At 36.7% G+C, this 26,020-nt stretch carries 19 protein-coding genes; 8 read left to right on the top strand and 11 right to left on the bottom strand.

Annotated elements, in window-relative coordinates; all coding sequences use genetic code 11:
• Positions 1–44: 44 nt before the first annotated feature.
• Positions 45–1,241 (bottom strand): Gfo/Idh/MocA family protein, encoded by a 1,197-nt coding sequence (locus LV89_RS13185; protein ID WP_109743472.1) that lies wholly within the window; start codon positions 1,239–1,241, stop codon positions 45–47.
• 274 nt (positions 1,242–1,515) lie between these two features.
• Between LV89_RS13185 and LV89_RS13180 the strand changes: the two genes are divergently transcribed.
• The 4 genes from LV89_RS13180 (at position 1,516) to LV89_RS13165 (ending at position 5,486) form a co-directional block, all read left to right on the top strand.
• Positions 1,516–2,736, top strand: a complete 1,221-nt coding sequence (locus LV89_RS13180) for an MFS transporter (RefSeq protein WP_109743371.1) — start codon at positions 1,516–1,518, stop codon at positions 2,734–2,736.
• Between the two features lie 114 nt (positions 2,737–2,850).
• Entirely contained in the window at positions 2,851–3,714 is an 864-nt protein-coding gene (locus LV89_RS13175; protein WP_109743370.1) for an alpha/beta fold hydrolase, read from the top strand.
• Positions 3,715–3,794: 80 nt separating this feature from the next.
• Positions 3,795–4,274: a 2-C-methyl-D-erythritol 2,4-cyclodiphosphate synthase gene (ispF, locus tag LV89_RS13170; protein ID WP_109743369.1), complete on the top strand. Its 480-nt coding sequence runs from the start codon at positions 3,795–3,797 to the stop codon at positions 4,272–4,274.
• A 60-nt stretch (positions 4,275–4,334) separates the two neighbouring features.
• Positions 4,335–5,486: an MFS transporter gene (locus LV89_RS13165; protein ID WP_109743368.1), complete on the top strand. Its 1,152-nt coding sequence runs from the start codon at positions 4,335–4,337 to the stop codon at positions 5,484–5,486.
• A gap of 144 nt (positions 5,487–5,630) precedes the next feature.
• Here the strand turns inward: LV89_RS13165 and LV89_RS13160 are convergent, their stop codons facing one another.
• Positions 5,631–6,167 carry a GNAT family N-acetyltransferase gene (locus tag LV89_RS13160; RefSeq protein ID WP_211321203.1) on the bottom strand — a complete coding sequence of 179 codons (537 nt, stop codon included), beginning with the start codon at positions 6,165–6,167 and terminating at the stop codon, positions 5,631–5,633.
• A gap of 269 nt (positions 6,168–6,436) precedes the next feature.
• Between LV89_RS13160 and LV89_RS13155 the strand changes: the two genes are divergently transcribed.
• On the top strand, positions 6,437–8,335 hold the full coding sequence (locus LV89_RS13155; RefSeq protein WP_109743367.1) for a tetratricopeptide repeat protein: 1,899 nt from the start codon (positions 6,437–6,439) through the stop codon (positions 8,333–8,335).
• A 260-nt stretch (positions 8,336–8,595) separates the two neighbouring features.
• Here LV89_RS13155 and LV89_RS13150 read toward each other — a convergent pair whose 3' ends face one another.
• The 3 genes from LV89_RS13150 to LV89_RS13140 form a co-directional block, all read right to left on the bottom strand.
• Positions 8,596–11,052 (bottom strand): ABC transporter permease, encoded by a 2,457-nt coding sequence (locus tag LV89_RS13150; protein ID WP_109743366.1) that lies wholly within the window; start codon positions 11,050–11,052, stop codon positions 8,596–8,598.
• Positions 11,053–11,265: 213 nt separating this feature from the next.
• Positions 11,266–11,943, bottom strand: coding sequence for an ABC transporter ATP-binding protein (locus LV89_RS13145; protein ID WP_109743365.1), 678 nt, complete (start codon positions 11,941–11,943; stop codon positions 11,266–11,268).
• A 203-nt stretch (positions 11,944–12,146) separates the two neighbouring features.
• Positions 12,147–13,406: an efflux RND transporter periplasmic adaptor subunit gene (locus LV89_RS13140; RefSeq protein WP_109743364.1), complete on the bottom strand. Its 1,260-nt coding sequence runs from the start codon at positions 13,404–13,406 to the stop codon at positions 12,147–12,149.
• Between the two features lie 363 nt (positions 13,407–13,769).
• Between LV89_RS13140 and sucD the strand changes: the two genes are divergently transcribed.
• From sucD to LV89_RS13125, 3 genes are all read left to right on the top strand, one after another.
• Entirely contained in the window at positions 13,770–14,645 is an 876-nt protein-coding gene (gene sucD, locus LV89_RS13135; RefSeq protein WP_109743363.1) for a succinate--CoA ligase subunit alpha, read from the top strand.
• A gap of 330 nt (positions 14,646–14,975) precedes the next feature.
• Positions 14,976–16,178: a DUF4271 domain-containing protein gene (locus LV89_RS13130; RefSeq protein WP_109743362.1), complete on the top strand. Its 1,203-nt coding sequence runs from the start codon at positions 14,976–14,978 to the stop codon at positions 16,176–16,178.
• A gap of 108 nt (positions 16,179–16,286) precedes the next feature.
• Positions 16,287–17,072, top strand: coding sequence for a uroporphyrinogen-III synthase (locus LV89_RS13125; protein WP_109743361.1), 786 nt, complete (start codon positions 16,287–16,289; stop codon positions 17,070–17,072).
• A gap of 141 nt (positions 17,073–17,213) precedes the next feature.
• Here LV89_RS13125 and LV89_RS13120 read toward each other — a convergent pair whose 3' ends face one another.
• From LV89_RS13120 to LV89_RS13095, 6 genes are all read right to left on the bottom strand, one after another.
• Positions 17,214–19,883, bottom strand: coding sequence for a DUF5916 domain-containing protein (locus LV89_RS13120; RefSeq protein ID WP_109743360.1), 2,670 nt, complete (start codon positions 19,881–19,883; stop codon positions 17,214–17,216).
• 109 nt (positions 19,884–19,992) lie between these two features.
• Positions 19,993–20,820 (bottom strand): DUF4097 family beta strand repeat-containing protein, encoded by an 828-nt coding sequence (locus tag LV89_RS13115; protein WP_109743359.1) that lies wholly within the window; start codon positions 20,818–20,820, stop codon positions 19,993–19,995.
• A gap of 254 nt (positions 20,821–21,074) precedes the next feature.
• Positions 21,075–21,920, bottom strand: a complete 846-nt coding sequence (locus tag LV89_RS13110) for a DUF4097 family beta strand repeat-containing protein (protein WP_109743358.1) — start codon at positions 21,918–21,920, stop codon at positions 21,075–21,077.
• 29 nt (positions 21,921–21,949) lie between these two features.
• Positions 21,950–22,681: a HEAT repeat domain-containing protein gene (locus tag LV89_RS13105; RefSeq protein WP_109743357.1), complete on the bottom strand. Its 732-nt coding sequence runs from the start codon at positions 22,679–22,681 to the stop codon at positions 21,950–21,952.
• Between the two features lie 95 nt (positions 22,682–22,776).
• A complete protein-coding gene (locus tag LV89_RS13100; RefSeq protein WP_109743470.1) occupies positions 22,777–23,307 on the bottom strand; it encodes an RNA polymerase sigma factor in 531 nt (176 codons plus the stop codon).
• A 196-nt stretch (positions 23,308–23,503) separates the two neighbouring features.
• Positions 23,504–25,963, bottom strand: a complete 2,460-nt coding sequence (locus LV89_RS13095; RefSeq protein ID WP_109743356.1) for an FtsX-like permease family protein — start codon at positions 25,961–25,963, stop codon at positions 23,504–23,506.
• Positions 25,964–26,020 lie beyond the last annotated feature (57 nt).

The raw sequence follows: 26,020 nt of genomic DNA, 5'->3' as shown, positions 1-26,020 counted from the left end.
AATAAATAGGTCGGTAAAGCTAAATCTTTACCGACCTATTTATATCAATGCTCCTCCACCTTTGTCCAAACCGCCCCAGCTTCATTAGATTTTACCACAGTATCAATAAATACCATTCCTCTGATGCCTTCTTCAATTCCCGGAAAATCATGGATTTCTGGATTGTAGCCACCTGTCAAAATTTCGCTTTCTCCTGCTAAACCACCTGCGGCATTTTCTTTGGCAACTTCGCCCCATCTTGCTCTTAAAGCGTAAGAGAAATTACGGTAAATGCTTGCAAAAGTCTCAATATATCCTTCTGGGTGTCCTGCTGGTTGGCGAGTGTGTGCCTGAGCCTGTGGCGATAAATCACCTACGCCCGTGCGTATAATGCGTGAGCCTTTTTCTTGATTGGTCAAAATCAAAGTATTTGGGTCCATTTGCTTCCATTTCAAGCCACCAAATTCTCCGTAAATTCTGATGTTCAAATCATTCTCTTCGCCATTACAAATTTGTGAATTATGCAAAATTCCTTTCGCTCCATTGTCAAAACGTAAAAGCATATTAGCATCATCGTCCAACTGACGACCTTCCACGAAAATGGTCAAATCGGCACATATTTCAGTGATTTTCAAACCTGTGATGTATTCTGCTAAGTTTTCAGCGTGCGTACCAATGTCACCCACACCACCCGCTGCACCACAACGTGCGGGGTCTGTACGCCAGCCTGCTTGTTTTTGTCCCGTAGCCTCCAACAATTGCGAAAGCCACCCTTGAGGATATTCTACAATTACTTTGCGAACTTTACCGATAACGCCATTTTTAATCATCTGTTTTGCCTCTTTCACCATCGGATAAGCACAGTAATTATGCGTCAAACAGTAAATCAAACCAGATTTTTCAATAATATCTCTCAATAAATAAACTTCTTCGGTATTGAGTGTAGCAGGTTTGTCAGAAACTACATGAAAACCATTTTCAAGAGCCATTTTAGCGGCTGCAAAATGTACGTGATTGGGGGTTACAATTGTAACAAAATCCATTCTTTCTCCTTCTGGGAGTTCTTTTTCTTTCAAAATCATTTCTTCGAAAGAACCATAAACTCTGTTGGCAGGAAGATAAAGAGCTTCGCCCGTTGCTTTTGATTTTTCAGGATTAGAGCTAAACGCTCCGCAGACTAATTCTACTTCGCCGTCCAAAGCCGCCCCACGACGGTGAACCGCTCCGATGAAAGCATCTAAGCTTCCACCAATCATACCCATTCTAATTTTACGTGCCATTTTTCTTAGCTATGTGTCTTCAATATTTAGTAGAAGACAATTATGTTTATTGTGTTTTGAAACAAATTTACAATGCAGGAAATGTTCTTAAAACCTGTCCTATATTGGAACAAATACAAATTTTCATAAAAATACTGATAAAACGGTGCATGGAATCTGAAAAAAAAATTGTTTTTTTGTTAGATTTTTCAAAGATGAACTTTCATAAAACCAATACAATAACTAATTTATTCACAATTAAAATCCCTAATTCACTATGTCTCAAATCATTAACCGTGACAAGCTTTTCTTAGGAAGCTGTTTTGCCCTTATCACAACGGCGATGGCTTTCGGTATTCGTGCAGGTGTGCTTACACAACTTGGTGTAGAATTTAATCTTAATTCACAAGAACTTGGTTATGTAAACCAAATGGCATTTTTAGGTTTCCCAATCGCAATGATTGTTGGTGGCCCTCTTTATAATGCTCTTGGACCTAAAAAAATTATTTGGGTAGCATTCATTACGCACGTTTTAGGTTTAGTCATGACCATTTTTTCAGGTGGTTTCTGGACACTCTTATTATCAACTTTCTTTGTTGGTTTTGGGAATGGTACAGTTGAAGCTGCTTGTAATCCGATGATTTCGGATATGTACGAAGGAAACGAAAAAACAAAAATGTTGAACCGTTTCCACATGTGGTTTCCAGGGGGAATTGTAATTGGTAGTCTTCTTTCTCAATTCATGACTTCTGCTGGGATGAACTGGCAATTGCAAATTGGTTCAATCTTGATTCCTGCGGTAATTTATGCGTTCTTGTTCTTCGGACAAGCATTCCCAGAAAGCCAAGATGAAGGAGCTGCTTCAACAGGTGATAACTTAAAAGCGATGATGTCGCCATTATATATTTTCATGTTGGCTTGTATGGCTTTAACTGCCATTTCTGAATTCGGCCCAGAGCAATGGATTGGACCAGTTTTAGGTAAAGCAGGAGCAAGTCCGATGATTATCTTGGCTTTAGTAACAGGTTTGATGGCAGTTGGACGTTATTTTGCAGGGCCAATTGTTCATAGTATTAACCCAACAGGTGTTTTATTGGGTTCTGCGATATTAGCAACGATTGGGGTAGTTTTAATGAGCCAAGCTACTGGTGGAATGGTGTATATTTCTGCTATTATCTTTGCGATTGGAGTTTGTTACTTCTGGCCAACAATGATTGGTTTTGTGGCAGAAAATCTTCCAAGAACAGGAGCATTCGGTATGTCAATTATTGGTGGTATGGGAATGTTCTCAACGTCAATTTTCCAACCAATTATTGGTAAATGGTTAGATGATGAAAAAGCTGCTGCCGCTGCTCAAGGGCTTACAGGTGACGTAGCTGAATTAGCTGCTGGACAAGCAACGCTTGATAATATGGCAGTTTTTCCTGCTATTTTAGTAGTAGCTTTTGCAGGTCTTTATTTCTATATGCGTAAAAATAAAACAGCTTCTCACGCATAATTTATTTGTGTTATTGGCTGAATAATTAAAACAAAGCCTTACAGATTTTCGTATAATCTGTAAGGCTTTTGTTTTGTAGAATAGGTTTCCAACCTGTTACTTAATTGACTTACTATGTTCCTCAAAATCTCAAAACGTATTCTAATTGGCTACGGAATTCTTTTCATAATTTCGCAAATACTCTCTTCGTGTTTAACTTTTAAAGTAAAGCAAAAAGAGATTGATGAGAAATTTGCGGGATATGCTCAAATGCCTGTGCAACATCAAATTGAGGAGAAAGGAATCAGTATGAATTATGCCGAAATTGGCTCAGATTCATTACCCGTAGCTTTTTTCGTGCATGGTTCACCAGGTTCTTGGGGAGCGTTTATTGATTTTATGAGAGATACCACTTTATTGAAAAAAGTAAAAATGGTATCGGTGGATAGAGTAGGTTTTGGAGAATCAGATTTTGGCGATGCTGAGAAATCACTGATGGTGCAAGCAGAATTATTGAAGCCGATTGTGGCAAAATATAAGAAATTAGGCAAGAAAATTATCCTTATTGGTCATTCTTTAGGCGGTCCTCTGATTGCTCGAATGGCAATGGATTATCCAGAATTAATTGATAATCTTATCATTGTGGCGGGTTCAATTGCTCCAGAACTTGAACCCAACGAAAAATGGTTTAGAATTCCGATGGAAATTGTTCCGATACGATTTTTAGTACCTGCTTCTTTTCGGGCTTCCAATCATGAAATACTTTATTTGAAACCCGAATTAGAAAAGATGTTACCTTTGTGGAAGAATATCCGTCAACCCGTCATTGTTATTCAAGGCGGAAAGGATGTATTGGTGAGTCCCAAGAATGCGGATTTTGCCGAGAAAATGTTGGTAAATACCAAAAGTTTAAAAGTTGTGCGAGTTGATACCATGAATCATTTTGTGCCGTGGTCGCATCCGCAACTGATTAAAAAAGCAATCATTGAATCTTTGTGATTAGTTATTGGTGATTGGAAATTAGTTGTATCACGAAGCCAGTTTCCAATCACCAATTTCCAATCACCAATCACTAAAATATGAAAATAAGAGTAGGACAAGGATACGACGTACATCGCCTCGAAGAAGGCAGAGATTTTTGGTTAGGCGGAATCATCGTTCCGCACACACACGGAGCCGTTGGGCATTCAGATGCAGATATTGTTTGCCACGTAATTTGTGATGCCCTTTTGGGAGCTGCCAATATGCGAAATATCGGCTATCATTTTTCGGATAAAGACCCACAATACAAAGGTGTAGATTCTAAAGTATTAGTAAGAAAAGTGCTTGAAATGGTGCGTGGAGCAGGTTGGGAAGTGAATAATTTGGACGTAACCATTATTTTGCAAGAACCTAAATTGAATCCACATATTCCAACCATGAAAGCTTGTTTGGCGGAGGTCATGAATATTCCCGAAGAAGATTTATCCATCAAAGCAACTACTTCCGAACACATCGGTTTTGTAGGTCGTGGCGAAGGCGTTGCGGCTCAATGCGTTGCTTTGATTATTAAGGAGTAGCTATATGTATTAAGCAAAGAATCAAAAGAGAGAATTGTGAGTTTTTGCGACCTTTGCTCTATGAAAAAAATATTAGCCCCACATAATATTATTGCTTACGGATTGCTTTTGGTGACTTTGGCGGTCAATGTGTCAATGCCATTATTCAGAGTTTATGCTGCCCAAGCGAATCTGAATAATGGACAAACCGCCTTAGTTTTGGCGGCTTACATTTCTGGAATGCTACCTTGTTATATCTTCTTAGGGGGAATTTCTGATAAATTAGGACGCAAGCCTGTTTTATTTATCAGTTTGTGTTTCGCTTTTTTAGCGACATTGGTAATTACCTTAAATCCAACGGTTTGGGCTTTGATTATCGCCCGAATGTGTCAGGGAATTGCCTTAGCTTTGAGCATGGGAACAGGAACGGCATATTTAACAGAAGTTCTGCGAGATAAAATTCCCGATGCACCCACCAAAGCGGCGAATTTAGCTTCTTTATCAACCGCCATTGGATTTAGTGGCGGGGCGTTATCCACTACTTTGTATTTATTTTACGAGTTTACTTTAGTGCCTCCTTCTTATTATCTGCTATTAATTATTACCGCAATCGGTATTTTATTGGTATTATTTTTACCAAATCCAACGCCCATTGGAGGTGATATTATTCGTCTGCCTTATTTTCCGAAAGGTTCATTCCCTGTCAATATGTCGATTGCTCTTTGTTGGGCGACTACGGGCGTTGTCATCGCCATTGTCCCGACCCAATTAGCCAAATTTGGCATGACTGCTTTTGCGGGATTTTGCTTGGTTTTAATTAATTGGACGGGTGCATTTACGCAACCATTTATCCGAAAAATGAATCCAATAAAATCGGTAACAATTGGTTATTTCTTAATTCCGACGGGTTTTTTATTTGTGATTTTAGGTTGCCATTTCGAGCAAATTATCATTATTTTATTCGGAACATTTATCGTCGGTTTGGCGGCTTACGGATATTCTTATGTGGGCGGATTGGCTCTAATCGCTAATTATGGTGGTCAGCAACGTGCCAGAGCCGTATCTGGTTATATGCTTTTTGGCTATTTAGGTTTTGGGATTCCTGCTATTTTCTTAGGTTATCTTTCTGACAGTTTAGGCATTGTAAATGCTCTAATATTTTTTGAAGTCGTCCTTATTGTTCTAACGGCTTGGTTGTTGAAAGGATTTAAAGAGTTGGGTAGTGGCGAATAGTATTCGCCAAAATAAATAGGCGAATAGTATTCGCCAAAATAAATAGGCGAATAGTATTCGTCAAAATAAATAGGCGAATAGTATTCGTCAAAATAAATAGGCGAATAGTATTCGTCAAAATAAACAGGCGAATGCTATTCGACACTACTTTGTTATTTCTCTAAATTTCACATACACATGAATATCCAAAACAACCCCATTTTTAATGGCTGATTTCTTCTGAATTCCCTCAAAATGGTAGTTAGCCTTTTCTAAAACTCGCATCGACGCTTTATTGAAGTCAAAAATTCCTGCCCAAATTCTTTCGATGTGGGGGAAACTTTTGAAAGTATAATCCGTCATTAATTTGACCGCTTCGGAAGCGATGCCTTTTCCCCAATAATTTTCGCCTAACCAATAACCAATTTCTGCGGATATTCGATAAATATCATTGCCGAGAACAAAACCAACCGCTCCAATTACCGTTCCATCAACATCAATCGCAAAGCAAGTAACAGGTTTATCCGTTTCCTTGTTAGCATCAATCCACCACGAAGCATCATCATGCGTATAAGGGTGTGGGAAAACATCTCTGACATTATTGAAAATCTTGATATTATTGGCGTTGGCTACCAAAGAATCTTGGTCGCCAGTTTGAAAATGACGAAGTTTAAAGTTTATATTATTGATTTTTGAAGACATAATTTGAAAATTTATCTCTGTAAATATCTTAAAATTCCCGTATTTTTGGAATGATTGTTGACCAAATTTTACAATAATGTAGTCGTTAGAGTTTAGTTTTTAGGCGTTAGCATTACAAACGCCATTAACCTGTAAATCACAACAAAATATCTATATTGGTAAATAAAATCTGTTTACTGTTTACTGTTTACTGTTTACTGTTTACTGTTTACTGTTTACTGATAACTGTTTACTGATAACTGTTTACTGATAACTGTAATTCCTTTCCCATGTCAAAAAATAATAAACCTCAAAAGAAATCGAACATTTCTCAAGTAACTGTTAATCAAACGGTTAAAAATGAAAGTGGTTCTTCTAAAACTTCATTCAGTTACGGAAAATGGCTCGCTATTGGAGCATTAATCATCACGCTTTTTGTCGCATTTTCGGGTGGATTTGACAATCAATTTGTTGATTGGGACGACCACGTTTATATTGAAAATGACTATCTCGTAACTGAACCCAAAGGACATTTTGGCGAAGCTTTTAAGAGCCACGTTGCCCTTAACTATCACCCATTGACGATTGTCTCGATGATGATAAATTCGTCTGTGTCGGGGGCTGAAAATCCAAAAGCGTTTATCGTTACCAACTTTTTCATTCATTTATTGAATACTTTGATGGTCTTTTGGTTGATGATGCTTCTGACAAAACGCCGTTTAATGGCATCGTTTTTTGCCGCTTTATTATTCGCTATTCACCCCATGAGAGTAGAGTCCGTAACATGGATTTCGGAGCGAAAAGACGTTTTGTACGGCTTCTTTTTTATTGCAGGATGTATTTCATACTTATATTATTTAGATTCTGAAAAGAAAAATAAGTATCTGATAATCAGTTTGATATTGTTCGTTTTGTCGTGTTTGTCAAAAGCCCAAGCGGTTGTTTTACCGATTGTTTTCTTCTTGTTCGATTATTGGCGTGACCGTAAAATTGACACAAAAGCCATTCTTGAAAAAGTGCCTTTTTTAGTATTTTCATTACTTTTTGGTTTGATTGCCACCAATATTCAAAGTGGAGGGGATTTTCATGGTACGATTCATATTATTGGTGAACAGCGTTCTGCATTGAGCCTAAAAGTGTTCTCAATGATGGACAGAATTCAGTACGCAGGTTATGGATTTGTAATGTATTTCTACCATCTTTTTGTGCCAATAAATCTTTGTACATTTTATCCTTATGAACCCGATGGAGCCAATAAATTATACTCAACAGGTATTGTTTTCTCATTAATTATTGTTGGATTAACGATTTTTTCAGCTCGAAAATCAAAATTGTTTCTCTTCGGGATTGGCTTTTTTGCCGTTACAGTAGCGTTAGTTTTACAGTTTATTTCTGTGGGTGCAGCTATCATGGCAGACCGTTATACATACATTCCGTACATTGGACTGTTTTTTGTGTTAGCAATGCTTTTAGACCAATTGGCAGAAAAAAATCAACGTCTGAAGCAAGTGGTTTGGGTGGGAGCGTTTGCCTTTGTCGCTTTTTGTTTGTTCCAAACTCGTAAACAAGTAGAAACTTGGCAAAATACAGGTACCTTGTTCGGACAAATTATCAAACTTTTCCCGAAGGATTACCGTGCGTATTATACCTATGGCAAATATGTGGGAGAGAAAGAAGGGAAATTAGAAGAGTCTATTGAAGCCAATAAAAAAGCCATTGAATTGGGCTATAAAGATGATGCAGGTCCTTGGGAAAATCTTGGAACGGCTTATGGAATTAAAGGTGATACACAAAAAGCGTTGGAATACTTCTCGGAAGCAATTAAACGTGGAGCAAGTTCAGGAGAAACCTATATGAATCGTGGAATGGCGTATTTTAACCTCAATCAGCCCGCTAAAGCAATTCCTGATTTTGAGAAATCGCTGACGATGAAAAATGATAAAATTGTTATGTCAAGAGGCTTATTGGCTACTTCTTATTTAGCTTCGGGCAATGCAACGAAGGCTTTAGAAAACTTCAATCAAGTAATTGACAAAGAAGGTAGCCAAGACCCTGTACATTTTTATAATCGTGGATTAGCCAAACAAACTTTAGGTGATAGAGTAGGGGCAATTGCAGATTTCCAAAAGACATTGACTATGCAACCCAATTATGAAGCGGCGAAGAAAAGTTTAGCGAGTTTGTTGTAGAGACGTTGCCTGCAACGTCTTAAATTTATGATTACCAACGTCTTAAATTTATGATTATCAACGTCTTGCATTTACCAACGTCTTAAATTTATGATTATCAACGTCTTACATTTACCAACGTCTTAAATTTGTGATTATCAACGTCTTGCATTTACCAACGTCTTAAATTTATGATCATCAACGTCTTCGCAAGAAATTTTATTAATAATTCTTACGAAGACGTTGTTTTTTGTGAAAAGAAGACGTTGCAGGCAACGTCTCTACTCTGTTCGTAAACTCTTTACAGGGTTTGCTAAGGCTGCTCTGGAAGATTGCCAGCCAACGGTAATTGCGGCAATTAATCCTGTGAGTAAAACCGCCATAATAAAAATCCCTACACCAATATCAATACGATATTGAAAATCTTGTAGCCACCCATTCAGAACCCACCATGCAAGCGGAGCTGCAATGATGAATGCAATGATAATTAGTATTGAAAATTCTTTCCCAAATAACCACAAAATCTGTCCTACCGAAGCTCCAAGCACTTTTCTTACGCCTACTTCTTTGGTTTTTTGTGCAACCATAAAACTAACTAAGCCATAAAGTCCGAGGCAACCAATCAGAATAGCGATTAAAGCAAATGCTTGAATTAAGTCTAACATAGCCGTTTCAATTTGGTACATTTTACCGATAGCTTCATCGTAAAATTCATATTCAAACACAAAGTCAGGGAAGGTAGCACTCCAAATTTTATCCAACTTTTTAATGGTATTTTGAGCATCCGCCATGTTCATTTTGACAGCAACGGTATGGTACATATTTGTTGTGGAAGTGATTGCCAATGGTGGAATTTTTGAGTGTAATGTCTCTACGTGATAATCTTTTACAACGCCTACAATGGTGATTTTACGACCATTAAATTCCAAAATTTTATTCAAAACTTTATCGTTAGATTTCTCTCCCAAACGTTTCACTAATTCTTCATTTACCAATGTTTCACGCATGGTGTCTATATGTGCAATGTTTCTTCCCGCAACGATTTTGATACCATATAAGCCGACATAGTCTTCGTCTGCAAATTTTGTGTTCAAACTAAATTTTTCATCGGTTTGTCGATTATCATATTTTACATTGGTTGTGTTATGACTTTGCGACATAGGAGGAGTCCAAATATAGGTTACTTTTTCAATAGATGGGATTTCTTTGAATTGCGTTTTGAGCGTTTGTAGTTTTGTGGCATCTTGTTGAGGTACAGGCATTTGTAAGATAGCGTCATGTTTGAAGCCCATTTCAGATGTTATGAAATAATTCATTTGAGAACTCACTACAATTGTTCCAATAATCAACATTTGGGTAATCACAAATTGCGTTACAACTAAGGCTTTTCTAATTGAAACACCTCCCAGACTTTGGGTGCTGATTTTACCTTTCAGAGCCACCACAGGATTAAACCCACTCAAAACGAATCCTGGATATGAGCCAGAAATAAAGATTACCAAGACTATGGTGAAAGTGAAAATTACCCCAAAACGAAGGTCAATTAATTCTGAGAAAATCATTCTGTAACCAATAATTCCTTCTTGCCAATTACTCAACAATGGGAAAAGCATCGTGGCTAAAAGATATGATATTAAACCAGCCAAAATAGTAATAATGGCAGTTTCAGCGATGAATTGCCAGAATAACTGACCTCTCGAACTTCCCATTACTTTACGAACACCTACTTCTTTTGAGCGTTTGAGTGCTTGGGCGGTAGCCATGTTGATAAAATTGATACAGGCAGTAATTAATAAGAGCAAACCAATGATTGCCAAAGTAGTAATAATACTTTTGGGCATTCCATTATAATTTTCGTTGAAGTGGATATTTGAAATTGGTTGAATGTATAAAAACCGAGATTTTCTTTCTTCGGCTGAAGTATAGTGTTTCGCCATGAAGGCGGGAGTCAACTTTTGAACTTGCTCAATATTGGTATTGGGCTTTAGTAAAGCAAAACATTGAGTTGAACTATTTATACCTCCCCAGTGCATTTTCATGTGTTTAGCCCATTCGGGACTATATGTGTCACGAGTAAGGTAACTGGCTATTATTGAACCTTTTATGTCGGTATTTGATGGAAAGTCTTGTACAATACCTACAATTTTTACGTTCAACCGAGCATCAAGGCGTAATATTTTGCCAATTGGGTCTTTGTCTCCATAGTATTTTTTAGCCATTTTTTCTGTTAAAAAAACGACATTAGGTTGTGTTAAATCTTGAACATTTCCTTTCAAAATCTTCAAATCAAGGATTGAAAATAGGTCGGGTTCAACAAAAAATAAACCTCCATTATCTTCTTTGAATTTTTTGGTCGGTACGTTGTTTTCTATCAAGGCAACCGTAACGTTATCTTCATTATACACCATTGAGACTTTTTCTAATGGAGCAATTTCAGTTCGAGCGGCATCACCCAAAGGAGCGGGTACACCTGGGGTATAAAATTCACCATCGGGTGTGTTGAAGTAAGAAACGATTCTAACCACACGGTCAGCTTTTGAGTGAAATTTATCAAAGCTAAGGTGGAAAGAAACCATCAAATAAATCAGAATGGCACAAGTCAACCCAAGTGTAAGCCCCAACACATTTAGAGCTGTATATGCTTTGTAACGAAGCAAAGTTCGGTAGGCTATTTTTAGATAATTTTGTAACATGGTCATTGTTGTTATTTGTAGAGACGTTGCCAGCAACGTCTTCATCGTGAAACATTTAGGTTAGAGGTTGCAACGTCTTCATCGTGAAATATTTAGTTTAGAGATAGCAACGTCTTCATGGTGAAATATTTAGTTTAGAGATAGCAACGTCTTCATGGTGAAATATTTAGTTTAGAGATAGCAACGTCTTCATCGTGAAATATTTAGTTTAGAGGAAACGGGATTTTATAATTGAACAAGACGTTGCGGGCAACGTCTCTACGAAAGGACATTTTCCATAACCACCTGTCCATCCAACATTCTAATAATTCTGTGAGCATAACGAGCGTCATGTTCCGAGTGCGTAACCATTACAACCGTTGTTCCATTACTGTTCAAATCGGTCAATAATTCCATTACTTCATTACCATTTTTCGAGTCCAAATTACCCGTTGGTTCATCGGCAAGAATCAATTTTGGATTATTCACCACGGCACGAGCCACGGCACAACGTTGTTGCTGCCCCCCCGATAACTGTTGAGGAAAATGGTTTCTACGGTGCATAATTTGTACTTTTTCCAAAACCGCTTCTACCCGTTTTTTACGTTCGTCGGCATCAATTCCTAAATACAATAATGGCAATTCCACGTTTTCATAAACCGTCAATTCATCAATCAAATTGAAAGATTGAAACACAAAACCAATATTACGTTTGCGGAGGTCGGCACGTTTGCGTTCGTTGTAAGAAATTACCTCTTCGTTATTGAAAAGGAAACTTCCTGTGTCAGCATCATCTAAAAGTCCAATGATATTGAGGAGGGTAGATTTACCACAACCCGAAGGACCCATAATGGCAACAAATTCACCATTTTTTACGTCCGCCGAAATTTTATTAAGAGCTACCGTTTCGATGTCTTCAGTACGATAGATTTTTTCTAAATTGGTTATTTTTAACATGGTATTTTTGGTTTTAATGATTTTTACCGCAAGGACGGGAAGACGCTAAAAAAGTTTTCCTACCGCAAAGACGGGATGACGCTAATGAACTTATAATTGTTTACCGCAAAGACGGAAAGACGCTAATTATGTATTAAGAATTTGTTGTAGGAGATGAAAGAAATATTTCAAACTTTGCGTCTTCCCGTCCTTGCGGTTTATTTCTATTTGGGTGCCTTAATTACCAACTCCTGCATATCTCCATAATTTTCATAGCTACTGGTTACTACTTTGTCGCCCACTTTCAAACCACCCATAACTTCATAATAGTCAGGGTTTTGGCGACCTAACTGAATGTCAACTTTGTAAGCTTTTGTACCGTTTTCATTCACTTTGAAAATCCAGTTACCACCTGTTTGTTGATAAAACCCGCCTTTGGTCAATAGTATAGCTTGTGTGTCATCGCTCAATGAAAGTCTAACTTGCAAAGTTTGTCCACGGCGTATATTGCTTGGAGGCGTTCCCACAAATTCCATGTCCACCTGAAAACGTCCATTTGTAACTTGCGAATACACCTTTTTGACTTTCAATTTATAAGTCTTATCTGCAATCGTAAATTCAGCCATCAAACCAATGAATACTCTTGAAATATAATGTTCGTCAATATCTGCACGAACTTTAAAACCACTCAAAACATCAATTTGTCCTAAGCGTTGTCCACGAGTTTTCAATTCTCCAACCTCCGCATTTCTTGAAGTTAATTGACCATCAACAGGGGCTTTTACAATCAAATCTTGAGCCTTTTTACGCATCAATGCCAAAGTCGTTTGGTTACGAGCGATGGTTTCACGCATTTGATTTATCTGTTGATTGGTAGTCATTGAGTCTTGTTTCAAAGTCTGGCTAACCAATTTTCTTCTGCGAGTTTGATAATTGTAGGCGTTCAGAGAAGCTTTATAGTCTTGTTCAGAAATCACTTTTTCACGGTAAAGACGCTCATTTAACTTGAAAAGTCGTTCCGCTTCGGCAAATCCATTGTCAATATCAGCTTGTGAATTTTGGTATTGAATAGTTGCCTGAGCTGCCAAATTGCGGGTATATTGCATTTGGGTTTGTAGTCCAAAAACAGAAGTTTCTTGATTTGCCAAAGACAATTCCAAATCCGTATTTGCTAATTTCATAATAGCTTGTCCCTTTTTCAACATCGCACCATCTTCTGCATAAAGTTCTTCCACTCGTCCGCCCTCAATGGCATCCAAATAAATAGTCTGAATCGGTAGAACTACGCCATTAATTGGAATGAACTCTTGAAAATTTCCTTTTGAAACTTCCGAAATGGTCAACCTTTCTTGTTCAACATTTAGTTTAGAATTACCCGTATTGTTAAAATAGGCTGTTGCAATAAGACCAATGATAGCTATTCCACCCGCAATTGGAAGAATACGCTTCATCGACCATTTCTTTTTTTCTATTATTCTATCCATGACTTTTTGATTTATAAGTTTTTTGTGCTGGTTTTAGGTATTAAATAATTTTTGTTAATACTTCAAGCTTATCTTTTCGTTTATGTTTATCAACGTTAAATATTATTGATAACTTTGTGCCAATAATTTAAGTGTCTGATATTTAGGGTGTTGTTTGTTTTTTGAGTATAAAAAGTGTTCGCTTTTGATACACTTTTTGTACGCCAGCGGACAACCTTTTTTATTTTAAATTAGCGTAGCTATACTTAATTTCCGAAACTCTCTTTTGTCCTTTGCTTTTCAAACTATACCTTTACACAAAATTTCGACGTCCGTCTTAATTAAATATTTGATTTTCATAAAACAATAATTCATACCAAAGAAATGAGTGTACTTGTAAACAAAGACTCAAAAGTAATCGTACAAGGCTTTACAGGGTCTGAGGGGTCGTTCCATGCCCAACAAATGATAGAATACGGCACTAATGTAGTGGGTGGTGTTACGCCAGGAAAAGGTGGTTCATCTCATCTTGACCGTCCAGTTTTTAATACTGTTGCAGAAGCAGTTGAGAAAGCAGGTGCGAATACTTCAATTATTTTTGTTCCGCCAGCATTTGCGGCTGACGCCATCATGGAAGCAGCCGATGCAGGTATCAAAGTGATTATTTGTATCACAGAAGGTATTCCTACTAAGGATATGATTTATGCTAAAGAATATATTCAAGGTAAGGGAACAACACTTATCGGACCAAACTGTCCGGGTGTTATGACTGCTGATGAGTGTAAAGTAGGTATCATGCCAGGTTTTATCTTCACAAAAGGAAAAATCGGTATCGTTTCAAAATCAGGAACATTAACTTACGAAGCGGTTGACCAATTAACAAAAGCAGGTTTAGGACAAACTACTGCTATCGGTATTGGTGGTGACCCAATCATCGGAACAACTACTAAAGAAGCAGTTGAATTATTGATGAATGACCCAGAAACTGAAGGTATCGTAATGATTGGTGAAATTGGTGGTGGAATGGAAGCTGAAGCTGCCAACTGGATTAAAGCTGATGGTAACCGTAAACCAGTAGTTGGTTTTATCGCAGGACAAACTGCTCCGAAAGGACGTAGAATGGGTCACGCTGGTGCAATCATCGGTGGTGCTGATGATACTGCTGCTGCTAAAATGGCAATCATGGAAGCTTGTGGTATTCACGTAGTACACTCTCCAGCTGATATTGGTGCAACAATGTTGAAAGCTTTAGGTTTGTAGTATTTTAGTCTATAAGTCTTATAAGTTTAAAAGAAGGCTTCGTATTGAACGAAGCCTTCTTTTTTTATTATCAATATTCAGAACGGTTTGCTGCCACGATTATAAAGACTTAATACGATAAGCTACTGAAATTAAGAAAGTTGAGGAGTTCGCCAATCGCTTTTCGCTTTTCGCTTACTATATTACCCGATTTTTCGTAATTTTGTAAAAAAGCCAAGCCAATCATTGAACATAACGATATTTCATACAAAAAACTTTTACTCTGATAGATTTCAAAAGTCTGGCAGGTTTTCTTTTTTGATTCATTTGTTGAATACTTTACGCCCTAAAATGGACAAAAATATATCTCATCAATCATCAATTTTACGTTTTGCAACCCTATTATTGTTTACAGTTTACAGCTTATTGCCAATCGAAATAAATGCAAAAGGTGGAGGTATAGGGCCTGATAACGGATTTTTTCTTGTCCATGATTATCAAGACGATTGGCAGGTTTTTGATGACCGATACAAAGCGTATGTACCTTATGTCCGAGAACAACACAAAGATTATAATTCTTTTAGCTTGTTTTTTGATATTGAGAATTACAAAGGATACAAAATTTTATATCGTTCTGAAAAAGAAAACTACCTTTTCATTGATGCCTCTCTTCAAAAAAAAATGCCCGTAGGCACTTGGGTAGTGATGGATATTGATAGTTTGCAGGAAGTTTTCGGGAAAACTAAATTATTTCTTACCGTTTACGGCACCAATTCAAGCGTTGAAGATTTAACGATTCAGATTGGAAATAAAATTTCAAAAGCCCAAAAAGCTATTGAAATGACACAGTCTTTATTGACTATTTTGCCAAGAGAAATGTCTCCTTTTCAAAACTTTTTTGTGGTTGGATTGATTTTTTTAGCTTGTGCTTATGCCTTCTTATACAATTATCAACCAAAATCATTTGAGCGTTTTTTTAGTCCGAGAGACTTATTGACCATTAGTACACGAGATGATTCTTTTGTCGTAAATAAACCTTTTGACTTAGGAAATATACTTTTTGTCGTAAATCTTAGCTTTACTTTAGCATTTATTTTCATGATGATTACCCATGAAAAAACTGATTTATTTTCGGCGAGTGATATTTTACCTGAAGGCGAAACATTAGGAGCTTTGCTCATAAATTTCTTGGAAGTTTCCGTAATTGTGTTTGTTTCTTTGATATTCAAATATGTGGCTTTGAGAGTTTTATCAAACCTTTACAGACTTGATAATATTACCAATGTTCACTATTTTAAGATAATTCAGGCGTCAAGTTTATTCTTTTTGATTATTCTGATTGTACTAACTTTTAGTACCGTTTCAGTGCCAGAAATCGTGAAAAATGCTGAAAAATATTTGTTCTTTCCTATTTCTTTATTCTTTGTTGCAAGGTTAGCATTACTTTACTTTACGATAAATAAGATGACGACACTAAAAAATCTGTATTTATTTTCGTACCTTTGCATCATTGAATTAATCCCCCTGATTATAGGCATACGTTTCGCCTTGTAGTTTTGTATTAATTCATTAGCATTAGTTCCATAAAGTTGTTTCAGAGGTACATTTAGTAGTCTTGCAACTCAACAACGATTAGCCCCAATAGATAAAACTGCATTGAGCATGAGCGAAATCACAGTAACCGCACATCCAGACAGATTGACCAAAGTAACCAGTATTTTAGTTACGCAAGCCCGTCCAACTGACGAAAAGTCACCCTATTTCGAGTTGGCACGTAGGTATAACATTAAGGTTGATTTCCGCCCATTTATTGAAATACAAGGAGTTTCTTTCAAAGAATTTCGTAAGCAAAAGATTAACATTCTTGACCATACGGCTATTATTTTTACAAGCCGCAATGCTGTTGACCATTTCTTCCGAATCTGTAAAGAAGCACGTATTGAAGTCCCTGCTGATATGAAATATTTTTGTATCACTGAGCAGACTTCTAATTATTTGCAGAAATACATCGTTATCCGTAAGCGAAAAATATTCACAGGTACAAAAACTGCTGCTGAGCTATTAGAACTTATTAAAAAACATAAGACTGAGAAATTCTTATTTCCATGTTCTGACAAACGCACAAACGATATTCCCGGATTTATGGGAACGAACGATTTGCACTTGACAGAAGCCGTGATGTATGAAACAGTTTCAGCAGATTTGTCTGACTTAGAAGATGTTTATTACGATATTTTGGCGTTTTTTAGCCCATCAGGTATCAAATCTTTGATGGATAATTTCCCAGATTTCAAACAAAACAAAACTCGTATCGCTGCATTTGGTCCTACAACTGCCAAAGCCGTTACCGAAGCTGGTTTGATTTTGGATATTCAAGCACCACTTCCAAATGCTCCGTCAATGACTGGTGCTTTGGAGTTGTATATCAAAAAAGCCAATAGTATTTAAGTGTATGGTGATTAGTTATTGGTTATTAGAAAACTGGTAAATTAATTAGAAATTTAATAATCATCTGCAAAACAAAAAACCTGTAAAACGAAAGTTTTACAGGTTTTTTTTATTTTATCGATAAATGAATAAGGCAAAGTTTTATTTCAAAAAGCGATACGTAAATTTCATTAAAAAGATGTTTCTGGCTTGTCCCGCAAAGATATTGTTGAACAAACTTGTGCCTACCGTTGAGTCGAAATCTGTACTTGCATCAGGTGTATTGCCTTGCGACCACACTAAATAAAACTCTGAACCTGCTTTGTATTCCCAACGAGCCACTAAGTTTGAACGAAATTGGACAAAGTTAAAATCTGGCTTGCCAAAAGTATAATCTACTTTTCCATCACGATTTTCATCTACTTCATAACTACCATTTCTGAAGGCAATTTCTTCGTTGTTAAAACGATGGAAACGTGCATCATACGACTGATTCAACGGGTCAACCACATAGCCAAAATTCTTATAAGTTGGGCGAGTAATAAAAGGTTGTCCGTAATATTGGAGTGTCAAATCTGGCGTAATGTTATAATTTAAACGTAAGGTATAACGCAAGGTATTTTGGTCAACTTCACTCACCACAATTCTTTGTTTGCCATTAAAATCGGTGCTACTAACAAATTGGTCTTGTTTTTTCCAATTATGATTGATACCAACGCCTAAACTTACCGTCATGGCGTCTAAAGGTTGAGCCCTTACACTCAGGCTATAATTGCTTTGTCTTGAGGTTTCTTCTGCTCCCCAATAATTGAACATTTCGAAGCCGACATTAATTTTTTTACGAGTATCACTTTGAACATAAGCCCAATGATTGATTCCAGCAGGCATACGTAAAGACGAACCACCACGCAAAGCAGTATTTGAAATTAAATAGGGCATCCAAGTTGTGCCTGTACCCACACGCCAGTTATTTTTAAAATTGCCGTGCATATTGGTATTGAAGGCTTGGTAAAGAAACTGACCGCCAAAATCCCAACGAGAAAAGTGATTATAATTGATTCGAGCATTACGGAAAATACCCACTTGTTTCTGGAAATGTAACCCCGCCCATGTGAAATGGTTGATTTCGTTGGCAGTCAACATAAAACCAATGTCGTTCACTTCTAATTCTGGAGAACGATAGGTAACACCCGTTTCAAACTTGAAAACTTGTCCTAATTTCCCTGATTTTCCGCCCGATTTTCCAATACGAAACGTTCCGCCTGTACCTGTTAAGGATGTACGAGTAGAATCAAGAGAAACTTCTGTGGCGTTAGTTCTTTGAAAAAGGTGTTCAAAAGCCGTTTGGGTTTCATAAATCTTTTGTTTTGAACCCAAAACATGGCTAAAAACTAAATTTCCACGTAAATACCAAGTACGATTTTTCCAATAATGTAAAAAGTCAAAACCTCCCGAATAGGCTCCTGTGTGAAGCGAATTATTCAAATTATTATCACGATTAACGCCTGTAAAAATTCCTCCAATAACGGTTTGTCCTCCTTTAAAATCTTTCTGTAAACGACTCACAAAGTAGTTGGTAAGAGGTTCAATGACTTCTGTTCGACGTGAACCGCTGTTGTCGATAACAGCGGAAACTTCTTGGGTTACACTTTCGAGTAAACCGATACTCCAACCATTTTTTGTTTTTCCACTAAATTTTGCTGCTCCCAAAATAGAAGTATTTTGCGGGACTTGGGCAAATTCTCCGTCTTTTAGATTTGGATAACCGTGCGGAGAACCGCCAATTCGACGAGAATAAAAAAGGAGGTCTGAGTCATAATCATCACCTGCTTCTGAGCCTGTTAATTGATAGTCGAAAATATTTCTGCTTTCAATAAAAAATGGTCTTCGTTCTTCAAAAAAGTTCTGAAAACCATCAATTCTTACTTGTGAAGGGTCAGCTTCTACTTGTCCAAAATCTGGATTTACAGTAAAATCTAAAATTAAATCACTCGTTACGGCTACTTTTCCATCTACCCCAAATGTCATTTTAGAATCTCTACCCGTTGCAAATGGATTGCCCACTTCGGGTTTATAGCCTTCAGTTTTGGCAACGGTATAAGGAGCAATTTCCACTTGTTTTTGTGGTCTTACGTCTTTTAAACCATGTAATTCACCAAAACCACTTACCCAAACACCAGAGTTTTGTGGGATTTTTTGCCAAGTGGAACGTTCTTCTTTTCTGAAAATTCGACGGGTAACTTGAATACCCCAAACTTTGTCGGGTTCATTGCCAAAACGTAATTGACTTAAAGGAATTTTAACTTCAGCCGTCCAACCTTTGTTGTCAGTATGTGTTTTGGCAAACCAAATTGGATTCCAACTGTCATCCCAATTATTACCATTATTAGAAATGAATTCATCGCCACGCACGCCCGAAACTGAAATGGTAAAAGAGAATGCCGTTCGTAAATCGTGATAACTATCGATGTTTATTTCTACAAAATCGCCAGGAAATTGGTCACGACGGCTCATTCTTTTTACGACAGAATCTGGAGCAGAATCATGACAACGATAAGCTACGTAAAGAAATTTATCGTCATATAAAATCTTAAAACTGGTAGGTTGTGAAGGTGCTTTTCCTTCATTGGGTTGGTATTGGAGAAAATCTCCTGCCCATTGTACGTCGTCCCACGCTTTGTCGTCGATAATGCCATCTAAACGAATTGGAACAGTTAGTTTTTGGGTAAAATATTGCTTTTTCGGAATATTAAGCGTGTCTTTTGACTCTTTTTGAGCGTAAAAGGTCAAGCTCCCCAAAAGGAAGATAGAGGTTAAAATGAAAGATTTCATTAAAAGATATTGATTTTAATAGAGTTTGTTAATTTAGCTTCCTGAAAATTGGGTTTTTCAGGAAGTTAATAGAAGATAGATGCTTTTAGAGCTTCAAATGTTGCATCAACTATTTAGCTTTACGAATAAAAATATCTCCATTGAAGGTTTTCATCATAATTTCAGAGCCTCCGCCGTTGATTTTTCCATAAGTCCATTCATCTTTTTTGATTTTGTACAATCCCTTTTCTTTATCAGCCGAATGATTGATTTTAGAAGGCGTTTTGTCCACATCAATATCAAAGTCGCTGTAAACTTCACCCATATCCGACTTTAACTTTACGTTTGTTTTGAGGGTAGCAGGAAACGTAACATCAACTTTACCGTTGAGGCTGGTAAATGCCATTGGCGTATTAGGCGTAATGGTAGTGAAATTGACAATGATGTCATCATTAATGGTATTGGCAACGACTGACCCCGCAATGTTTTTCATTTTGATATTTCCATTGATATTAGAAATTTCAAGATTACCACTTACGTTTTCTACCAAAATATCGCCGTCGTTGATAGTGCTGAGTTTGAGGGAACATTTACGAGGTACTTTTACAGTGATATTTACATTCATATTCACCTTATCTACACCAATAGAAACGGTATTATTGTTTTCTTTAGCGGTGAGTTCAAAACCCGAATTGGTGGATATTCTTTTCATACCATCCGAGCGTTCTTTATTAACTCGTTTCTCGCTTTTATCTCCTGAAACGGCATCAATGACAATATCTTTACCGTCGTATCCCACTACTTTTATTGAACCTGTAATGATTTCTATTTTTACTTTTCCTTCTTTATTAGGGTCAGAAAGAGGAACAGTTAATTGGTCTCTATCTTGACTTTTTGCGAAGAATGATACCGAAATAGATAAAGCTAAAATGGCGAATATTAATTTATTTGTTTTCATATTTTTGTATTGTATTTTTTGCCACGAATCGTTTGTTTTGCCACTAAGACACTAAGGCTTTAAGTTTTTATTAACATAATTTCGTGCCTTCGTTGCAATTAAAAAACTTATAATTCTTAGAGTCTTCGTGCCTTCGTGGCAATTAGAAACTTATAATTCTTAGAGCCTTCGTGGCAATTTTAAAACTTATAATTTTGAGCCTTCGTGGCAATTAGAAACTTATAATTCTTAGAGCCTTTGTGGCAAATTCAAACCTAAACCTGTTTTTTGATATAAATATTACCGTTGAACGTTTCAAATTTTAGTTTTTTATCACCATTTCCAATTCTGATGATACTTGCTTTATTGAGTTTATGAGTTGTTCCGTTTTTATTTTCTTCAGTGGTTTTAGAAATTTTAGTAGGTAATTTTTCTACATTTTCAAAATCTGTAAAAAAATCACCTTGAAAACTTTTAAACTCACAATCAGCAGAAAAGTCGGCTGGATAAGTGATATTCAAATTGCCATTTAAGGTATAATATTTTGAATTGTCGGGTGGGAGAGAAGTATAATTTATCGTCACATCGCCATTAATTGTATGAACATCGTTGGCAGCTTTAGCATTTTTTAGCGTGATTTTCCCATTGATATTATTAACCTTCATTATGCCATTTACATTTTCTACCAGAATATCGCCGTTATTAATCGTTGAAAGTCGCAAACTTACGTTTTTCGGAACTTTAATCGTATAATCAAGGTGAATGTTATACTCAATATGAACATTCTGATTTCTAACATTTGGACGTGTATCATACGGGGCGGCGGTATATACAATGAGCGAATCTCCCGCTTGGTCGAAGCCTAATTTTGTATCCCGTTTTCCTTCTTCCAATGCTTGACTATTCTTGGCAGAAATGACTTTATTGATGTCAATGACCACTTTGTCGCCGTCGTAACCTTCTACATTTATTGAGCCGTCGAGGTCGTGAACAGCTACCAAACTATTAGGAGAAACGGTAAATTCCTTGTGGATTTCTTCCTTGAATTTGTTTTCTTGAGCGGTCGAGTTGGCACATGACAATACCATCCCCGCTAAAATCGGGATTATTAAATTTTTCATAAAATTGTCGATTTTTAAATGTTGGAGGATTAAGAAAGTACCTGAATGGTTTTCTCAATTTTGCTTTTTACTGAATTGTTAAGATTATCCTTTTTGAGTAATTTTTTAAACTGTTTTACCGAGCGTTTTTCTTGCAATTTTACCATCGCATCAGCCAAAGCCACTTGCATCAGTGGCGATTCCTGTTTTAATAGAGATTGTACCAAACCTTCTCGCACTTTAGGGTGATGAGCCAATTGAATCAGTGCTTCTAAAGTTACTAAGCGTACATTTTCATTTTGGTCGAAATTCAAAGTTGTCAATAAAGCATCAATCACTTGGTCGTCAACGGTACTGAGTTCTTGGGTATAACTTACGGCTTTTAGTCGTTCGGTTGCCGTTGGATTTTCAAGCATTGACAGCATCATCATTTGTTTCATTTCTTGTACTTCCGACGATAATTGCTCAACTGTTTCTCGATTGGCAAGTGTTTCATTGGCGGTTGTTTTTCCAGAAAAATAGCCAATCATGCCGCCCAAAGCCAATAAAACCAAAGCATAAGCCCAATTATAAGCAGGTTTGTATTGAAAGGCTTGTTTCAATCGCTCAAAAACTGCTTGAAACGATTTTTCTTTCTTCGATTCTAATTCATTTTGATAAGTATCGAGCATGGCATAAAAGCGTGTTCGAGATGCTGGGCTTGGATTAGGCGTGTTTATTTTCCCGAGTTGTTCCCACAAATCTTGTTCTTCTTTGTCAAACTCAAAATCTTTATTTTCCATATTTCTTGTGTATTAAGTATTATGTCTCAAGTATTAAGAAATTGCCTACCAAACAATCATAAATCTTAATACATTATACTTTTTACTGAATTACCTTACAGCGTACTGCTACTTTTCAAATAAATGTTTTTTAATTCTTTCATCGCACGATGAACTTTCACTTTGATATTTCCTTCTGAGGTTTTCAAAACGTCGGCAATTTCTTGGTAAGATAATTCTTGAAAACGACTCAAAATTAATACTTCTCTATATTCAGGGCTCAATTTTGCCAAAGCTTGATGCAAAGCTTCTGACTCTTGTTTTTTCTCTAATTGAAAATCTGCTGAGGGTTCAGCCTGATTTCGTTCGCTGATGCTGGTAATGTCTTCTTGGTAAATTACTCGCTGATTTTTTTTGAAATAATCGTTCAATACGTTGCGAGCTAAATGATACATCCAAGTTCTAAATTCGCCATCACCTGTGAAGGTATGACGATATTTTAACATCCGATAAAACACAGTTTGCACCAAATCTTCACTAATGGCAGCTTGCCCCGTTGAGTGATAAAGGAATGCAAATAACACTCGATGGTAACGCTCGAAAAGCAAGCCCATCTTGTCTAAATTATCTGCTTTTACACTAAGCATAAGGCTGTTGTCAGTCAATGCGTTCAATGGATTTTTTGTGTTTTTTCGGTTATTTGAATGTGAAAACTGAGGAGATGGAGAAAGGTTACAGTAAAATTGAAAATATTTTAAAATTATTTTTCGGTAGGGGTAGGGGCGAATAGTATTCGCCCATTTTATCAAATACAAGGGCGAATGCTATTCGCTCCTACATTAATTATTCCGTCCGTAACGACTTCACAGGATTAGCAATGGCTGCTTTAATGGCTTGATAACTCACCGTCAATAAAGCGATGATAATGGCAATGACTCCCGCTAAGGCAAAGAACCACCATTCAATATTGATTCTATAAGCAAAATCTTGTAGCCATTCATTCATAAAATAATAGGCAATTGGACTTGCAATGAAAATGGCAATAATGACCAATTTGATAAAATCTTGAGAAAGTAATCCTACAATCTGCTTAACGCTTGCTCCCAAAACTTTTCTGATACCAATTTCTTTGGTGCGTTGTGCGGTGGCAAATGTGGCTAAACCAAACAGTCCTAAACAAGATATTAGAATGGCAATTGCCGTTGCACTATTTAAAAGTTGAGCCATTTTCTTTTCATTTTCGTAAAATTTGGCAATCGTTTCATCAAAAAATTGAGGCTGAAAAGCAACTTCATTATCTGGATAAACCTGATTGTAAGCCTTTTTCATTTTATCCAAAACAGCAGTCATATTTTTAGCATTTGCTTCGGCATTTCTAAATTTTACATTTATCGTGACTGCTTCTTTTGGTTGCGAAACAATAAAAAGGGGTTGAATGGCATTGTGCAAAGACCTAAAATGAAAATCTGCTACAACTCCCACAATCGGAAATTTCATTGGATTTCCCTTGGTGTCCCAATACCCCAACATTTTTCCGATGGCATCTTGTGGTTTTTTCAAGCCCATTGCTTTTACAAATGCCTCATTAACCACAAAATCTTTGGAGGTATCGCTTTTGCTGATATTTGTTCCTGCAATAATTTTTAGTCCGTATAAAGGAATAAAATTGTCATCTACCGACCTACGATTTGGGTCTAATTCAACTTCATTTTTTCCGTTAAAATATTTTATTCTTTGCGTCGAATAACCACCTCTTGCGGCAGCATCGCCAACACTAATTCCTTCTACTGCTGGAATTTGCTTTAATTTTTCAATCAAAACGCTCTTTTTCTCTTTATCCGCTCGCCAATCAGTCGGAAAATATACAATAGCATCTTTCTTAAAACCCATGTCTTTATTAAGCAAAAAACGACTTTGGGCAACTACTACAATTGTTCCCAAAATGAAAACTTGTGAGAAGGTAAACTGAAACGTAATCAGCGATTTCCGAAGAAATACGGCTCTGTTTTGTCCATTGGGTAATTGATTTTTGATAGAAGAAATCGGGTTGTAAGCCGAAATAATCCAAGCAGGGTAAAGTCCCGAAAATGTTGCCGTAATGATTAACACCAATAGCAAAAAAGCTATAATTTGAGGTTGTAAAATATTAAAATGGAGATTCGGAGGAATGAAATCTTGATAAGCCCAAAGAATAGGCTCAACCAAAATAATTGATAACGAAACCGCTACGGTTGTAATAACGAAAGTCTCAATCATGAACTGTTGTATGAGACTTTTACGGCTACTTCCCAATACTTTACGAACGCCAATTTCTTTAATCCGATTGATAGACTGTGCCGTCGATAAATTAATGAAATTGATAATGGCAATTAACAACAGAAAAATAGCAACGCCCATGAGAATATACAAAGTGGGCAAATGAACCACTCTGCCATAATTTCCTTGCAGTTTTGTATTGAAATGTACATCCGTCAAAGCTTGAAGACCCAACGAACGCCCGTGATTCCATTGGTCTTTTTGGTCTAAATGTTTCAATAAAAATGTAGGAAATTGTGCTACAATTTTATTCGGATTTGTTCCTTTGGTAAGTTTTATGAAAGCCTGAGAACTGGAATTGGTATTTGTCCATTCGTCTAACTCAAAATCTTTTCGCCAATTTTTAGGTTCAATACTTTTGAAAGAAATAAAATCATTAAAGGCAAAATCTGAATTTTTGGGTAAGGATTTTACCACGCCCGCAACAGTAACAATTAGAGAATCTTGGTAATTAAGTTTACGACCAATTGCTTGTTCAAGCGGGATTTTACCAAAATATTGCTCTACTTTTTTATCCGTTAAAACCACTTCATTGGGCGAATGCAAGGCTATTTTTTGGTTTCCTTGCAACCATTCGTATTGAAAAATATCAAAATACTCAGGTTCACAAATAATAATGTCAGATTCATCTTTGGGTAAAATTTTCTTGTTCTGATTATTCGTTGGAACAATTACACTTCCCCAAAATGAATGAAAGCCAACCACTTTTTCTATGCCCGAAATGTCCTTTCGTATTGCCGAAGGAATGGGGGCGGAAATTCCAGCGTTTTGATTAGAATTGCCATCTAAACCTTTAAATCCAGAAGTTACTCGATAAATTCTATCACGTTCGGGTTGAAAGTTTTCGTAACTAAATTCAAAACTCACAATTAAGTAAATCACCAAACAAGCACTAATGCCGATGGATAATCCAACGACATTAATGAGGCTATAAATTTTATTTTTCAGAAGATTTCTGATGGCTATTTTCAAATAATTGCTGAACATTTTATCCAATGTTTGAAAGATGAATATGCTAAATGTTAATTATCGGGCGATTGTGTT

The organism is Arcicella aurantiaca (genome assembly GCF_003148625.1).
GTDB classification, from domain to species: Bacteria; Bacteroidota; Bacteroidia; order Cytophagales; family Spirosomataceae; genus Arcicella; species Arcicella aurantiaca.
Note: the sequence above shows the minus strand (reverse complement) of the source record. Positions and strands in the feature narration are given on the sequence as shown.